General features: G+C 73.3%; 9 protein-coding genes. 7 read left to right on the top strand and 2 right to left on the bottom strand.

Annotated elements, in window-relative coordinates; genetic code table 11:
* Nucleotides 1-22 precede the first annotated feature (22 nt).
* From OOK31_RS26375 to OOK31_RS26360, 4 genes are read left to right on the top strand one after another with little or no spacing between them, the layout of a single operon-like run.
* The gene (locus OOK31_RS26375) at nucleotides 23-1,927 is read left to right on the top strand and encodes an acyltransferase domain-containing protein (protein WP_267089829.1); all 1,905 of its coding nucleotides are present in this window, start codon (nucleotides 23-25) and stop codon (nucleotides 1,925-1,927) included.
* The gene (locus OOK31_RS26370; RefSeq protein WP_267089828.1) at nucleotides 1,924-8,088 is read left to right on the top strand and encodes an SDR family oxidoreductase; all 6,165 of its coding nucleotides are present in this window, start codon (nucleotides 1,924-1,926) and stop codon (nucleotides 8,086-8,088) included. Before OOK31_RS26375 ends, OOK31_RS26370 begins: the two co-directional genes overlap by 4 nt.
* Complete coding sequence (locus OOK31_RS26365) at nucleotides 8,085-10,484, top strand: KR domain-containing protein (protein WP_267089827.1); 2,400 nt, start codon at nucleotides 8,085-8,087, stop codon at nucleotides 10,482-10,484. The genes OOK31_RS26370 and OOK31_RS26365 overlap by 4 nt, the downstream gene beginning before the upstream one ends.
* Before the next feature lie 60 nt (nucleotides 10,485-10,544).
* The gene (locus tag OOK31_RS26360) at nucleotides 10,545-10,976 is read left to right on the top strand and encodes an ester cyclase (protein ID WP_267089826.1); all 432 of its coding nucleotides are present in this window, start codon (nucleotides 10,545-10,547) and stop codon (nucleotides 10,974-10,976) included.
* A gap of 73 nt (nucleotides 10,977-11,049) precedes the next feature.
* On the opposite strand, the gene OOK31_RS26355 is transcribed toward OOK31_RS26360, so the two are convergent.
* Nucleotides 11,050-11,538 carry a nuclear transport factor 2 family protein gene (locus OOK31_RS26355; RefSeq protein WP_267089825.1) on the bottom strand — a complete coding sequence of 163 codons (489 nt, stop codon included), beginning with the start codon at nucleotides 11,536-11,538 and terminating at the stop codon, nucleotides 11,050-11,052.
* Between the two features lie 111 nt (nucleotides 11,539-11,649).
* Between OOK31_RS26355 and OOK31_RS26350 the strand changes: the two genes are divergently transcribed.
* The 3 genes from OOK31_RS26350 to OOK31_RS26340 all read left to right on the top strand — a co-directional run bounded on the left by OOK31_RS26350 (nucleotide 11,650) and on the right by OOK31_RS26340 (nucleotide 14,699).
* Complete coding sequence (locus tag OOK31_RS26350) at nucleotides 11,650-12,507, top strand: SDR family NAD(P)-dependent oxidoreductase (protein ID WP_267089824.1); 858 nt, start codon at nucleotides 11,650-11,652, stop codon at nucleotides 12,505-12,507.
* A gap of 77 nt (nucleotides 12,508-12,584) precedes the next feature.
* Nucleotides 12,585-13,985 carry a cytochrome P450 gene (locus OOK31_RS26345; protein ID WP_267089823.1) on the top strand — a complete coding sequence of 467 codons (1,401 nt, stop codon included), beginning with the start codon at nucleotides 12,585-12,587 and terminating at the stop codon, nucleotides 13,983-13,985.
* A gap of 24 nt (nucleotides 13,986-14,009) precedes the next feature.
* A complete protein-coding gene (locus OOK31_RS26340; RefSeq protein WP_267089822.1) occupies nucleotides 14,010-14,699 on the top strand; it encodes a 4'-phosphopantetheinyl transferase in 690 nt (229 codons plus the stop codon).
* Between the two features lie 49 nt (nucleotides 14,700-14,748).
* On the opposite strand, the gene OOK31_RS26335 is transcribed toward OOK31_RS26340, so the two are convergent.
* Nucleotides 14,749-15,606 (bottom strand): NAD(P)-dependent oxidoreductase, encoded by an 858-nt coding sequence (locus tag OOK31_RS26335; RefSeq protein WP_267089821.1) that lies wholly within the window; start codon nucleotides 15,604-15,606, stop codon nucleotides 14,749-14,751.
* Nucleotides 15,607-15,615 lie beyond the last annotated feature (9 nt).

The raw sequence follows: 15,615 nt of genomic DNA, 5'->3' as shown, positions 1-15,615 counted from the left end.
GACCCTTCATGGAGATTCTCTGATGAGTACATCCACGGACACCACGACCGACCTCGCCACCGGCACCGGTCCGGTCGTCCTCTTCCCCGGCCAGGGCGGCTTCGACGGCGCCGCGCTGCGCCTCGCCCACGCCCGCCACCCGCAGGTGCGGGCCGTCCTCGACCGTGTCGACACCGTCGCGGACGAGCTGTTCTCGCGCCGCATCTCCCCGCTCCTCCTCGAGGCCTCGGACGTCGAACTCCCCAAGCTCCTCGCGGACGAGCCCTGGGTGTCGCAGCTGGCCATCTACGGGGCGAGCCTGGCCGCGTACCGGATCCTGGAGGACGGCGGACTGCGTCCCGCCGTGCTGGCCGGGCACAGCCTGGGCGAGATCACCGCACTGGTGGCGGCCGGCGCCTTCTCGGTCGAGGACGGCGCACGCATCGTCGCCCGCCGGATCATGGTCATCGCCGAACGCGAGGGCGACGGGGAGGGCGAGGGCGGGGGCGCCATGGTGGCGCTGGCCGCCGACCCGGACCGGGCCCGCCACCTGGTGGGCCTGATCGGCCACCCGCTGCTGTCCGTCGCCACCGAGAACCACGACACGCAGACCGTGCTCAGCGGACCGTACGAAGTGGTGGCGAGCGTCAAGGCCATCGCCGACCAGCTGCGGATCAGCTCCCTGAAGCTCGACTCCGCCTTCGCCTTCCACAACCCCGCGCTGGCCGACGTCGCCCCCGCCTTCGCCGCCTTCGTGGGCGGGCTCGACCAGCGGCCGCTGACCGTCCCCGTGTACTCGCCGATCCTGGAGCGCTTCTACGAGCCGCGGGAGCCGCTCGCCGCGCTCCTCGCCGAGCACCTCACTCGGCCCGTACGGTTCTCCGCCGCCGTGCGGGAACTGCACGCGAGCGGCCACCGGACCTTCGTGGAGGCGGGCGGCCGTGCCGTGCTGACCTCGCTGGTGTCGAAGGTGTCCCGGCCGCTCGACGAGGCCCACGGCAGCCGGACCGCCGCACTCGCCACCCTCGCCACCGGGCAGGGCGGCTCGCTCCAGCTCACCGCCACGCTCGACCAGCTCGGGACGGCCGGTACGGGCGCCGAGGACGGGCTCCGGTCGGTACGCCTGCACCTGGTGCCCGACGCGCCGCAGGACGTGTTCGAGGCGTTCTGGAACGCCCACCGCGCCGAGCTGACCGAGGTCGCGGCCGGCCGTCTGCGCGAGTTCCTCGACGCGGGCCACTCCGCCCCCGAGGCTCCCCGCACCTCCGACGCCCCGGCCGCGCCCGCGGCGCCCGCGGCGCCCGCGCCCGCCACCGAGGCGCGTGCGGTCCCCGCCCGCGAGGAGCTGCTCTCGGTGGTGCGCGGTATCTACGCCGAGGCGCTGGAGTACCCGGAGGAGGTGTTCACGCCCGAGGCGCTGTTGGAGGCCGAGTTGGGTGTGGATTCGGTGAAGCAGGTGGAGTTGCTGGCGCGTGCGTCGCGGCACTACGGGCTTCCGGCCCGGGCGAGCGACTTCCGGCTGGCCGACTACGGAACCCTCGACAAGATCGTCACCCTGATCGCGGACGAACTCCGCGCCGTCCAGCCGGAGCCCGCCGAGACCCCGGCCCCGGCCCCGGCCCCCGCCGCCTCCGCCCCCGTCAGCACCCTGCGGCAGTCGGCCGCCGTCCAGCCGGCCCGCGAGGAGCTGCTCTCGGTGGTGCGCGGTATCTACGCCGAGGCGCTGGAGTACCCGGAGGAGGTGTTCACGCCCGAGGCGCTGTTGGAGGCCGAGTTGGGTGTGGATTCGGTGAAGCAGGTGGAGTTGCTGGCGCGTGCGTCGCGGCACTACGGGCTTCCGGCCCGGGCGAGCGACTTCCGGCTGGCCGACTACGGAACCCTCGACAAGATCGTCACCCTGATCGCGGACGAACTCCGCGCCCTCCCCTCGACAGGTGTCGCCGCATGACCAACGACCACACGACCGGCCGGGACCGCCCCCGCGGCACCGGCGCGGCGGCCGACCTCACGGGCAAGGTGGCACTCGTCACCGGTGGAGCCCGCAACGTCGGAAAGGCCGTCGCCACCACGCTCGCCGAGCGCGGCGCGCACGTACTGATCAACTACTTCCACTCCCACGAGCAGGCCAAGCGGACCCGCGACGAACTGCGGGCCCTGGGCGCCACCGTGGACATCTTCCGGGCCTCCGTGGCCCGCCCCGAGCAGGTCACGCGGATGTTCGCGGAGATCGAGCAGAAGATCGGCCGGCTCGACATCCTGGTCAACAACGCGGCCGACGGCGCGCTGGTGCCCGTGGACGAGACCACCGACGCCGACATCGACCGGGCGCTGGAGACCAACCTCAAGGGCGGCCTGCGCTGCGCCAGGGCGGCGGCGCCGCTGATGGCCCGCTCCGGCGGCGGTTCCATCGTCACGGTCTCGGCGCTCGGAGCGTCGCAGATGGTGATGGCCAACTACCTCGCCTGCGCTCCGGCGAAGGCGGCCGCCGAGGCCGCCGCCCGCTACCTGGCGGTGGAGTTCGCCCCGCAGAACATCCGGGTCAACATCGCCTCGGCGGCCATGCTGACCAGCGAGGTGGCCGACAAGTTCCCCGACGCCGCCGCCATGCAGCAGGCCGTGATCGACGGGACCCCGCTGGGCCGCCTCGGGACGGCGCAGGAGTTCGCCCGCCTCGTCGCGTTCCTGGCCTCCGACGAGTCCAGCTGGATCACCGGCCAGGTCATCCTGGCCGACGGCGGGCTCACCCTCGGGTCCACCCTGCTGGCACCGGCCAGGGCCGGCCAGGCCATGACCCCGGTCATGACCCCGGTCACGACCCCGCCCGCGGCCGACTCCGTGGCCGCCGCCCCCGAGCCGCAGGCCCAGCCGCAGCCGGCCCTGCGGACCGAGCCCGGAGGCGTACTGAAGGCCGTACGGGACGTCGACGCACCGGGTGCCGAGAGCGCGGCGGAGCCCGAGCCGGCGACCGAGGCCGCGCCCGCTCCCGCTCCCGAGCCGGCCCCCGAGCCCGCGGCCGCCGCCGCTGCGGCCGCTCCGGACGAGGTCGACGACGCGGACGACGAGATCGCCGTCGTCGGCATGGGCCTGGCCGTCAGCGGGGCCAACAGCCCCGCCGAGCTCTGGCAGTTGCGCACCACCGGCGCCGAACTGTTCATCGAGGTACCGGAGGACCGCTGGGAGCGGGCCGCCTTCTCCTCGCCCGACCAGGCCGACGAGGACAAGTCCTACCAGGACACCTGCGTCTTCATCACGGACTTCCGGCCCGAGCCCACCGCCCTCGAAGGGCTGAGCGCCTCCCCGGACGACACCGAGCTGACCACGCTCTGGCTGCGGCACTCCCTCGTCCAGGCCCTGGACGGCGTGCACCGCGACCCGGCCGACCGGCACTCCTTCCACGTCGGCTACACCGCCGACGGCAGCCAGCACCTGGAGGAGGCTGGCGTCCTCGCCGCCTCCAACCACCTCATCGGCGAGATCACCACCGAGCTCGACCTCGCCGGCCCGGAACGCGACCGGCTGCTGTCGGGCGTGGACCGCGCCCTGTCGGCCCGCTACCACCGGGGGCAGGCCGACGCCCCGCGCTTCCTGCCGCACCAGGTGGGCCAGGAGGCCATGGCCGGAGTACTGCCGGCCGACACCCCCGTGCAGATGGTCGACACCGCCTGCTCCTCCTCGCTCTACGCCATCGACATCGGCGTCAAGGGCCTGCTCTCGGGCCAGTACGACATCGCGGTCGCGGGCGGCGCCTTCGCCCTCGCCCCGCGCGGGACGGTGCTCTTCTCCAAGCTGAAGGGCCTCTCGAAGCGCGGATCGGTGCAGTCGCTCGACGCCGAGGCGGACGGCGTGATCTTCGCCGACGGAGCCGGGGTCGTGGTGCTCAAGCGCCTCAGCCGGGCCAAGGCGGACGGCGACCGGATCCTCGGCGTGCTGCGGGCCTTCGGCTCCTCCTCCGACGGCAAGGGCAAGGCGATCTACGCGCCCAGCTCCGCCGGCCAGGACCTCGCGGTGCGCCGCGCCCTGACGGCGGGCGGCCTCACCGGCGCCGACGTCGACTGGGTCAACGCCCACGCCACCGGGACCCCGGCCGGTGACCTCGCCGAGTTCACCACCCTGCGCGGGCACTACGGGCAGGACCGCGCGGCCGTCGTCACCTCCAACAAGTCGCTGATCGGGCACACCGGTTGGGCGGCCGGCGTGGTCTCGCTGATCGAATCGATCCTGGCCATCCAGGAGCAGACCATCCCCGGCCAGTACCGGTACCGCTCGGCCCCCGAGCTGTTCGAGATGGGCTCGACGAAGCTGGAGATCTCCAGCGAGTCGCGCCCCTGGGAGCCGCGGGAAGGCAGCCGCCGCACCGCCGCGGTCTCCGGCTTCGGGTTCGGCGGCACCAACGCCCACCTGATCGTCTCGGAGCAGGCCGGAAACGCCGAGCGTACCGAGCCCGCGAAGGGTGCCACCCGCGTCCAGGCCGCGCCCGCCGAGCGGATCGCCGTGGTCGGCTGGTCGGCCAAGCTGCCCGGTACCTCCGGCCGGCAGGACGTCCAGGAGTGGCTGGACGGCGCCCGCACCATCGACGCGGGCTTCGGCGACACCTACCCGGCGCCCTCGTTCCAGGAGGTGCGCATGCCTCCCGCCACGGTCCGCACCATCGACCGCTGCCAGCTGATGATCATCTCCTGTGCGCACGAACTCCGGGGCCAGCTCTCCGAGTTCTGGGACGCCAAGGCGGAGCGCACCGGCGTCGTCGTCGGACACATGGGCCCGACCAGGGCCGCCATGCTGTACGCCAACCGCTGCTACCTCGACGACATCGAGCGCGGCCTGCGGGCCGACCCCTCCCTCGCCGCCGAGCCGGGGCTCACCGCCGTGGTGGACCGGCTCCGCGAGCGGGTGCGTTCGATGACGCCCCCGTCCAACGAGGACTCGTTCCCCGGCATGATGCCGAACGTCATCTCAGCCCGGGTCGCCAACTACTTCGACCTGCACGGCCCGAACATCACGGTCGACGCGGGCCTCGGATCGGCGCTGTCCGCCTTCTCCACGGCGGCCCGCTACCTGCACAGCGGCGAACTGGACTTCGTCCTGGCGGGCGGAATCAACGGCAACAGCCTCCCCGAGTACCGCCCGCTGCTGGGCGAGGTGTTCGGCGGCCGTACGGTCGAACCGGCCGAGGGAGCCTTCCTGTTCGGCCTGACCACCGAGAGCAAGGCCCGGGAAGCCGGCCTGGAGGTGCTCGCCTTCGTGGACGAGCTCACCCCCGGGGCCCGGCCCGCCGAAGAGGCCACCGAGCTCGAATGCGGCGCCGAGGGCGAGTACAGCCGCTACCTCGGCGCGGCGGGCGGCCTCGCCCTGCTGCGAGCCCTGCAGCGGCCCGGCGCCCCGACCGTCATCCGCTGCCGGGAGAGCGCCGCGGACGTGGCCCCCGGACTGGTGGTGACCGCGCCCGGACAGCCGGCCGCGGCCTCCACCGAAACCCCGGAGCACACCGCCGCCCGCCCGCCGCAGCTGGTCCACCGGTACGCGACGACCCTGCGGCCGGAGCCCGCGCACACGGCGTCCGCCGGTTCCGCCGCGGCCACGTCCGCCCGTACGGCAGCGGACTTCCTGCCGGCCGGGGCCGTGGTCCTCACCGACGACCCGGAACTGGTGGCGCGCATCGCCCCGCCGGCCGCCGCGATCACCGTACTGAGCACGGCCCGGCCCGCGGCGCCCCGACCGGGCTGGCACCATCTGCCCGAGGTCACCCCCGACGCCGTGCGGGAGGTGCTCGCCTCGCTCCCCGGGCCGGTCCGCGACCTGCGCGTGGTCGCCGACCTGACCGCCTCGGTACCCGCCGAGGAGGCGCTCACCGGCGCGGCCGAGGGGATCACCGCCCTCCACGACCTGACCTTCCTGGCCGTGCAGCAGCGGTACGAGGACCTCGGCGCGGCCATGTCGTCCGTGGTGTTCCTGCTGCTGGGCGCGATGCCCGGCGGGATCGCGCACCCGCTGGCCGGCCTGTTCACCGGGCTCGCCAAGTGCGTCAGCCTGGAACTGGCCGACGCGGACTCCTACGCCTTCCTCGCGGCCACCTCGGACCCGCAGGCCGGCGCCCGGCTGGCGGCGCTGGAGGCGGACGCCGTCCGCACCTTCCCGGTGGTCTACCACGACGGGACGCGGCGGCTGGTCCCCGCGCTCCAGGAGGCGCCCGCGCCGCAGGACCCGGCCGGGCCCGGCCCCGCCCCGCTGGGCCGCGACTCCGTGGTGCTCGCCCTGGGCGGCGCCCGCGGGATCACCGCGGAGCTGCTGACCGCGCTCGCCGAGCGCTACGGCTCCCGGATCTACGCCCTCGGCAGCAACGCGCTCGACACCTACCCGCCGGAGACCTTCGAGGGCTCCGACGAGGAGTTCGCCGCGACCCGCTCGGCCTACATCTCGGCCCGGCTGCGCGCCGGCGGCGGGACCGTCGCCGACATCAGCCGGCAGTTCGACCGGATGTCCGACGCCCGGACCGCGCGGCGCAACCTGGACCGGATGGCCCGGCACAGCGGCGAGGGCCGGGTCTCGTACCTGACCTGCGACGCCCGCGACGAGGCCTCGGTACGCGCCGCGGTGGACGCGGTGGTCGCCGAACACGGCCGCATCGACCTGGTGATCAACGCGCCGGGCCTCAACCGCTCGGCGATGATCCGGGACAAGGACTTCGGCGAGTTCCGCCGGATCCGTGACCTCAAGGTCGCCGCCCACCGCAACCTGCACCGGGCACTGGCCGGGCGGGCGCCGCGCATGTGGTGCGACTTCGGTTCGCTGCTGGGCTTCTTCGGCCAGCGCGGCGAGTCGGACTACGCCTCCGGCAACGACTACCTGGCCACCGCCGCCGGGTACGCGGCCGCCACCACCGGCACGGCCGAGTTCGTCATCGGCTGGACCCTGTGGGACGAGGTCGGCATGGGGGCCAACGAACTGACCCGCGCCTACTTCAAGCGGGCCGGCTCCTACAGCCACATGCCCGTCGAGGAGGGCGTACGGCACTTCCTCGCAGAGCTCGCCGCCCCGCGCGGTACTGCCTCCGTCGTCCACCTGGGCGAGGCGGAGCGGGCCACCGTCGAGCAGTTCTACCCCGGCTACCTGGACGCCCGGCCCGCGAGCGGCCCGCAGCGCGGACGCTTCTACCTCCGGCGCGAACTGCCGCAGCCCCCGGCGGACACGGCCCGGGCGGACGGCGCCACCGCGGTCTTCGAGTGCGCCTTCGACCTCGACAGCGACGGCTACCTCGAACACCACCTGGTCCGGGGCGTTCCCACCCTCCCCGGCACGTTCGTCACGGAGCTGGCCTCCGAGGCGGCCCTGCACCTGGTCCCCGAAGGGGTCGTCGTCGCCCTGGAGGACGTACGGTTCCACCACTTCCTCCAGGTGCACCGGGAGATCCCGCAGGGACCCAAGCGGATCACGGCCACCGTGGCCGGTCAGGTCGGCGACCTGACCACCGTCGAGGTCGAGGTCAGCTACGACGTGGTCTCGCCCACGGGCGTGAAACTCGTCTCCGGGCGCCCGCACTTCACCGCCCGCGTCCTGGTCAGCAACGCCTTCCCGGACGCCCCGCTGTGGCAGCCGTGGGAGGACTCCGAGGACGTCCCGGTACCCGACCCGTACCACGCCGACGGTGCGCCCGTACGCCTCACCGGCCCGTTCATGGCCACCACCGGGACCCGCAGCGGCCCGCGCGGCGCCCGGTCGGTCTTCCGGGCCGAACTCGACCCCGCCGAGCCGGCGTGGTCCTCGTTCCTGGTACCGACCGTCCTGCTCGACGCCATGGCCCGGACCGGCGTACTCGCCCCCGTCGACGGCCTGATACCGGTGGCGGCCCCGCTGTCGATCCGCCGCGTGGACCTCTACCAGCAGGCCAACGACCGGGAACTCACCGCGCAGCACGGGGAACTGGACCTGTACGTGGTCAACCCCGGTTTCGTGGAGGGACGTCCGGAAGGCAACCGCTTCGTGGCGGTCGCCCCCGGAGGCCGGGTCGTCGCCCAGATGAAGGACCTCACCGCGACCGTGATCGGCTACCTCGACCCGGCCACCGGAGTGGTGCACGGGCCCGGCGCGCTCGCCGAGGCGGTGTCCTCATGACCGCCCCCACGATCGCCGAGGCCGTAGCACCCACCGCCGGGGCCGACGGGGTCACCGGACCGGCCACCGCGCCCGTACGCCGGATGCTGTGGCGGCTGGCCCCCGCCGGACCGCCGAGCACCCGGCGGTCCCTGCGGGGCCGCCGGGCCGTGGTGATCGGCGGCGACCCGGACACCGCGGCCCGCGTCGGGGCGGCGCTGCGCGAACGCGGCGTCGAACTCGTCGAGGTACCGGACCCGGCCGGCCGGCCGGGTCCGGGCGCCCCGGACGTCGTCGTCGACCTCACCGTCGCGGACCGCATCACCGCGCCCGGCGGACGCCACTGGCGGGAAGCCCTGCTGCGCACCTTCACCGTGCTGCGGCACTGCTACGGGGAATGGAGCGCGGAGACCTCCGCCGACCGGCTGACCTACCTCGCCGTCAGCTACCTGGGCGGCGGCATGGGCCACCACCTTGAGGACGACATCGCCCAGCCCCTGGGCGGGCTGTGGGCCGGACTGGCCAAGAGCCTGCACCGGGAGCTGCCGAACTGCACCGCCCGCGTCCTCGACATCGGCCTCGACGACCTGGAGCTCCTTCCCGAGCTGGTCGCCGAGGAGCTGTCCCTGCCCGGTCTGACCGAGATCGGCAGGCGCGACGGGCGGCGCTGGGTGCTCACGCCCGAGGCCGTCCCGGCCGGTGAACCGGAGGTGCGGTGGACCTCCGCCGACACCCTGCTCATCAGCGGTGGCGGGCGGGGCATCGGGATGGCCCTGGCCCGCGAGCTGACCCGGGAGTTCGGCCTGCGGGTGGTGGTCACCGGCCGCGTCGGCCTGCCGCCCGAGGAGAGCTGGCCGGAGCTGACCCCCGAGGCCCTGCGGCAGCGCAGGACCGAGCTGTGGGCCCAGCACCGTGAGGGCCGCCCGGTGGCCGACATCCGGCGCGAGATCACGCGTACGGAGGCGACCTGGGAGCTCGTCGGCAACCTGGTGTCGGCGCGGGCCGAGGGGCTGCGGCTGGACTACCGGGCCTGCGACTTCACCGATCCCGCGTCCGTACGGCGCCTCGTGGCGGAGTTCCCCGACCTCACCGGCGTGATCCACAACGCCGGGGTGGACACCCCCACCCGGCTGCCGAACAAGTCGGACGACGAGATCGGCGCGGTGGTGGCCACCAAGGTGGACTCCTTCCTCCACCTGCTGGACGCGGTACGCGACCTGCCGCTGAAGGTGTTCTGCACGGTCGGTTCACTGACCGGCCGGCTCGGCGGGATGGTCGGCCAGCTCGACTACGCCGCCGCGAACGAGGCACTGGCCCGCCTCGGCCTCTGGGCGCAGCGCGAGGTCGCCTTCCCGGTGATGACGCTGGCGTGGCCGACCTGGGACCGGCTCGGCCTGGTCGCCAACTTCGGTGCCAGCCTGCGGTACATGGCGGCCATGGACGTGGCCGAGGGGCTGCGCCACTGGCGCTCCGAGCTGCTGGCCGGATCGCGGGGCGAGATCTCCTTCGTCGGCCCGCTGGGCCGGGCGCTCTCCCCGGCCCAGGCCGTCAGCTACCCGGTGGTTCCCCAACTCCCCGGCTTCGAGGGCACGTTCCCGAAGATCTTCCACCTCGGGACGGTCCTGGAGTACCAGCCGCACGCCCGCTTCGTGTCGGAGGTCGACTTCGGCACCGACACCGCTCCCGCCGTCGGCGACTTCCTCGTGCACGGCGAACCGGCCCTGCCGGTCAGCCTGTTGCTGGAGAGCGCCGTACGCGGAGCCGAGTGGGTGACCCCCGAGCACCTTCCGGAGCTGGTCCTGCTCTCGGTGGAGGAACTGTCCGTGCCCCTGGACCTGCTCCGCTCCACGGACGGCCGGGTGCGGCTGCGCCGGGAGGTGCGCGGCGCCGGCCAGGACGGCCAGTGGGCGGCGGAGGTCACCTTCCGGCCGGTCGGCGGGGGCCCGTCGGCCCGGATGCGCCTGCTGTACCGGGAGGCGGGGGCCGCGGCGGATCCCGTGCAGGGCGCGCCGGCCGCTCCGGCCGGCGCGGCGGGCCCCGACGTCACCGTCTGGGGCGCCGCGCCGACGCTGGACTGGCGCGGACTGGTGGTCCCGCTGTCGCACTGGGAGCCGCAGGACGCCGAGCGGATCGTCGCCGAGGTGCGGCGTTCCCCCTCCGGGGACCTGTGGACCCTGCCGGAACCGCCCGCCTGCGCCGTGCCGGTGGCCGTGCTGGAGAACATCCTGCGCGCCGCCGTCGGCCGCGGCGTCGGCTGGTCCGGTTCGTCCGGCCGGCTGGACGTGGCGCGGATCCAGCTGCGCGGGCCCGAGGGCGAGCGGACACGGATCACGGGCGACCCCCGGCTCGGAGTGTGGCGGGCCGTCGACGCCCTCTCGGGGGAGTCCGTGGCCGTGGTCACGGGCCTCTCCGGCTGACCGGAACACAGCACCACACCGCGGGGGAAGTCCCCGCGGCCTTTCGAAAAGGATGAGGAAATGACCGACGTGAACCCCACCGCCGCCGCCAACCGGCGCACCCTGGAGCGCTACTACGAGGAGTGCCTGAACAAGGGCAACCTGGACGTCATCTACGAGGGCGCCACCGACGCCCACATCAGCCACGGGACGGCGGAGAACGGGAAGGAGGGCGTGGAGCACCTCAAGGAGTGGGTGCGAATCCAGCGCGCTTCCTTCCCCGACCTCCAGGTCACCGTGGACGACTGGATCATCGAGGGCGAGAAGGTCGTGAGCCGCTTCACGGCCCGCGGTACCCACACCGGCGAGGAATACTACGGAATTCCGGCCACGGGGCGGTCGTTCGCGATTCCCGGAATCGTCATCGACGAGTTCGCCGAAGGCGTGATCGTCGAGAGCTGGTTCTCCATGGACGGATTCGAGCTCGCCAAGCAGCTCGGCGCCTTCGGCTGATCCCTGGCGGCGGTGCCCGCGCGGCGGCCGGCAGGCCGGGGAGCGATCCCCGGCCTGCCGGCTCCACCGGGGCTCAGCCCCGGACGGAGCGCCCGGCCGCCGCCTGCTCGTCGGTGATGGGGGCGGCGTGCGCCTCCTCCACCCCGGAGGCGGCCACCACGTCGAGGGCGCGCTGGAGGACGACGGTGTCCTCCAGGGTGCGCACCTCGTATATGCGGGCCCAGCGCATCTTCATGAACTGGTTCACCACGTTCTCGTAGTACGAACCGTCCGGCAGGGGGGTCCGTACCCGCACGCTCGTGGCGACCGTGGTGTTCCACGGCCAGCCGGCGACCACGATGTCCTGCACCTCGAACCGGGGGTTGGGCATGATCCGGTCGATCCGCTCCCACCACAGCCGCATCGCGGCGTGCGTACGGCGCTCTCCCGAAAGGGCGTGCTCACCGTAGAAGCGGTAAGTGAACTCCGGTGCGAGGGAATCCACCATGGACTCCCAGTTCCCCTTGCTGATTTCGCCGAATGCCGCGCGTACCTTTGCCTTGACGACCAGGTGATAAACCATCAGGAACTCAACTCCCAGGCTATTTTGACGCATCGTCATGATGATGCGGATTCCTCCACCATACTGCTCGTACCGTCCGGCGAAAGCCATTCGAAAGGAAAGGGGAAAAACGTGCCGGTGCCGCGCAACGCACTTGTCACAGGTTGTTCCTCCGGGATCGGCCGGGCCACCGCGATCCGTCTGCGGGCCGCCGGTCTGCGCGTCTGGGCCACCGCCCGGCGCCCGGAGACGCTGGCCGGGGTGGCCGCCGAGGGGATGGACGTCCTCGCCCTCGACGTCACCGACCCCGACTCGGCGAAAGCGGCCGTCGAGGCGGTCACGGCAGCCGCCGGCGGCGTCGACGTCCTCGTCAACAACGCGGGCTTCGGCCTCGCCGGCACCTTCGAGGAGACCGGACTCGACCGGGTCCGCGAGCAGTTCGAGACCAACGTCTTCGGCGTGGTCGGCCTGACCCAGCTGGTCCTGCCCGGCATGCGCCGGCGCGGCGGCGGCTCCGTCGTCAACGTCTCCTCGATCTTCGGACGTTACGCCGCCCCGGGCGGCGGCTTCTACCACGCCAGCAAGCACGCCCTCGAAGGGCTGAGCGACGCGCTGCGCCTGGAGGTCGCCGGGTTCGGCATCCGCGTCTCCCTCGTCGAACCGGGGCCGGTGCGCACCGCCTGGGCCGACACCTTCGTCTCCCACCTGGCCGGCGGCGGGGAGGGCCACCCGGCGTACCGCCGCTTCCACCAGCGGACCGCCGAGTACTACGCCGCCGTCTACGACCGCAGCCGCCGCACCCTCGCGGGCACCTTCGCCGTCGAGGCGGACGACGTCGCCAAGGTGATCGAGCGGGCGGCGCTGTCCCGCCGCCCCAAGGCCCGCTATCCGGTCGGCTTCCTGGCGGCCAGCACCCTGGCGCTGCGCCGGCTGGCCCCGGACTCCGTCTTCGACAACGCCTACATCCGCCGCCAGTTCCCGGTGCCGTAGCCCCTGACGCCTGGCCCGTGGGCCGCGGATCCGCCGCCCGTCACCGCCACCGCACCGCTTCCGAGAGAGGCACGACCATGACGACCGAAGGACGACGGGCCCCGGGCCCGCGCGGGATACCGCTGCTGGGCAGCCTGCCGCAGTGGAAGGCCCGCACCGCCGAGTTCCTCCTCCAGACCCAGCGCGACCACGGCGAGGTCAGCCGCGTCCAGCTCGGCCCGGTCACCATGCACCTGGTGACCGAACCCGACGCCGTGGGGCGGGTACTGAAGGACAACAGCTCCAACTACGTACGCGGCACCCTCTACGAGCAGTTCCGCACCGTGATGGGCGACGGCCTGCTCACCACCGACGGCGCGTTCTGGCGCTCCCACCGCCGGGCGATGCAGCCGGTCTTCCTGCGCGGCGCGGTCGCCGCGATCGGACCCAACGTGGTGCAGGCCACCCAGGAGATGCTGGACGTCTGGGAGGAGAAGGCCCGCCTCGGCGAGCCGGTGGACCTGGTCACCGAGACCCTGCGGCTCACCCTGGTCACCCTCAGCCGCTCGCTGTTCGGCTACGACGTCCGGCCCGAGGCGCCCGTCCTCAAGGACGTCGTGGACAACGTGATCGAGGTGATGTTCAAGCACGGCACGCTGTCCGAGATGCTGCCGTCCTGGATGCCGACCAAACGCAACCGGCTCATCAAGCGGGACCGCGCGGTCTTCACACGGCTCGTCGAGGACATCCGCCGGCAGCACGCCGACACCGGCCAGGGCGCCCTCATGGCCCTCATCGAAGCGGCGAAGGACCCGGTCACCGGCGAGAGCTGGACCGACGACCAGGTACGGGACGAACTGCTCACCCTCTACCTCGCCGGACACGAGACCACCGCCGTCGCCCTGTGCTGGACGCTGGTGTCCATCCTCCTGAACCCCTCGGTGCAGGAGGAGCTGGACGCCGAGCTGGAGCAGGCCCTCGGCGGCCGGATCCCCGACCCGGCGGACCTCGAATCCCTGCCCTTCACCAGCAAGGTGGTGGACGAGGCGCTGCGGCTCTACCCGCCGATCTGGATCTACCCCAGGGACACCGTGGAGGCCGACGAACTCGGCGGCTACCACATCCCGGCCAAGTCCTCGGTGCTGCTCTCCCCGCTCGCCTCGCACCGCAACCCGCGCTACTGGGACAACCCCGAGGCCTTCGACCCGCAGCGGTTCACCCCCGAGGCGATCAAGGCCCGCCCGAGGATGGCGTACATCCCCTTCGGCGCGGGGGCCCGGATGTGCATCGGGAACCTGATGGCGCTGATGGAGCTGCGGATGATGGTCGCGATGATCAACCAGCGGTTCCGGCTGTCCCTCGTACCCGGGAACTTCCTGCGCTACGGGGACTCCTCCATCTCGCTGCGCCCGACCACCGAGGTGCTCGCCGTTCCGGTGCCGAGGACGGCCCCGCGCCGCACCCGGAAGGCCGCCGTGAGCGGAGTGGGCGGTGCCTGACCCCGGCGAAGGCGGGGGCGGCCGGTGATCGAGCGGCTGCTGCCCGCCTCGGCCCGCTCGGCCGAGACGCACGGCGCCGGACCGGGCGGAGGGCCGCTCTTCCCGGCGGAGGAGGCCCTGCTGGCCAGGGCGGTGGCCAAACGCCGGCGCGAGTTCACCTCCGGCCGGGACTGCGCCCGGCGGGCCATGCTCGGGCTCGGCCTGCCCCGCCTGCCCCTGCTGCGCACCCCGGACGGGGACCCGCGGTGGCCGCGGGGCGTGGTCGGCAGCATCACGCACTGCCCCGGGTACTGCGCCGCGGCCGTCGCCGCCACGGGCGACCTGCTGTCCGTGGGGATCGACGCGGAGGTCAACGCCCCCCTGTCGGAAGGGGTGATCGCCCTCGTCTCCCGGCCCGAGGAACGCCGCTGGGCGGACGCGGGCCCGGCCGGCGGATCCGGGGTGTGCTGGGACCGGCTGCTGTTCAGCGCGAAGGAGGCCGTGTTCAAGGCCTTCTTCCCGCTGGCCCGCCAGGAGCTGACCTTCCAGGACGCCGTCATCGAGGCCGCCCCCGAGGACGGCCGCTTCGAGGCCCGCGTCCTGGTCCCCGCACCCCGCGCGGGCGGCCGCGCGATCGACCGCCTCAGCGGACGCTGGCTCGTCGAGAACGGCCTCCTCCTGACAGCCGTCACCGTGCCGTACCCCTCCCCGGGAAGCGAACCCGCCCCCGCCTGACCCGTACCCGGGCCGGGCGGGGGCTTTTCGTCAGTGACGTCGGCCTCGGTTACGCCTTGCCGCGGAAGACCTCGATGAGGCTGGCGTAGCTGGCACCGGTGTGGCCGGCGTCGATGGCGCGTTCGGCCAGGGCCTGGATGCGGGCGGGCCAGTCGGTGTCGATGCCCGCGGCGGCGCTTTCGCGTACCAGGTACTTCATCGTGGCCAGATGGGTTTCGAGGGCGGCGTCCTCGGCCGGGTAGGCGCCGCGGTCGATCTGGTCGGCGTAGGCGCTGACGAACCCGGTCACGCTGGAGACCCACTGGTTGGCGAACGGCGCGAAGGCGGAAGCGTCGACCTTGGCCGCGCCCAGCAGTGCGGCCCCGTGCAGGAACGCGTTCAGCGTGCCCCACATGACGCCGAGCAGTGCCACGTCGTAGAGGGAGGCCAGGCCTGGATCCTCGCCGAAGAAGACCGCGTTGCCGAGGCGCTTGAGGGTGGCCTCGTGGTTGTCGAACGCGCTCGCTGATCCGCTGAACAGCAAGAACGCCTCGGGACGGCCGATGACTTCGGGGATGGCCATGATCGCGCCGTCCAGGTAGTCGCCCGCCCACGCGGCGGTCTCGCGGGCCTCGTCGGAGGTGCCGGAGGTCAGGTTGACCAGGGTTCGGCCGGCCAGTTCGGCCCGGTGCGGGCCGACCGTGTCGACGACGGCGGCGGAGTCGGTCAGGCAGACCACGATCAATGAGCTCGCCCGGATGGCGTCCTCGACGCTGGGAGCGACGACGGCTCCCCGGGCCGCGAGGTCCTCCGCCTTGGCCGGCGTGCGGTTCCAGACGGTCGTCGGGTGGCCGGCCTCGAGGAAAGCGGTGGCGAGGGCCGTGCCCATCAGCCCCAGTCCGATGACGGTGACAGGTGTGTTGTTCATGGGACGACC

The organism is Streptomyces sp. NBC_00249 (assembly GCF_026342355.1).
GTDB lineage: Bacteria > Actinomycetota > Actinomycetes > Streptomycetales > Streptomycetaceae > Streptomyces.
This window is presented reverse-complemented; position numbering and strand designations above follow the sequence as displayed.

Coding starts and splice junctions, on each gene's coding strand:
- OOK31_RS26355 (WP_267089825.1), bottom strand. CDS start 11,538: ATGGTTTATCACCTGGTCGTCAAGGCAAAGGTACGCGCGGCATTCGGC.
- OOK31_RS26345 (WP_267089823.1), top strand. CDS start 12,585: ATGACGACCGAAGGACGACGGGCCCCGGGCCCGCGCGGGATACCGCTG.
- OOK31_RS26375 (WP_267089829.1), top strand. CDS start 23: ATGAGTACATCCACGGACACCACGACCGACCTCGCCACCGGCACCGGT.
- OOK31_RS26360 (WP_267089826.1), top strand. CDS start 10,545: ATGACCGACGTGAACCCCACCGCCGCCGCCAACCGGCGCACCCTGGAG.
- OOK31_RS26370 (WP_267089828.1), top strand. CDS start 1,924: ATGACCAACGACCACACGACCGGCCGGGACCGCCCCCGCGGCACCGGC.
- OOK31_RS26335 (WP_267089821.1), bottom strand. CDS start 15,606: ATGAACAACACACCTGTCACCGTCATCGGACTGGGGCTGATGGGCACG.
- OOK31_RS26365 (WP_267089827.1), top strand. CDS start 8,085: ATGACCGCCCCCACGATCGCCGAGGCCGTAGCACCCACCGCCGGGGCC.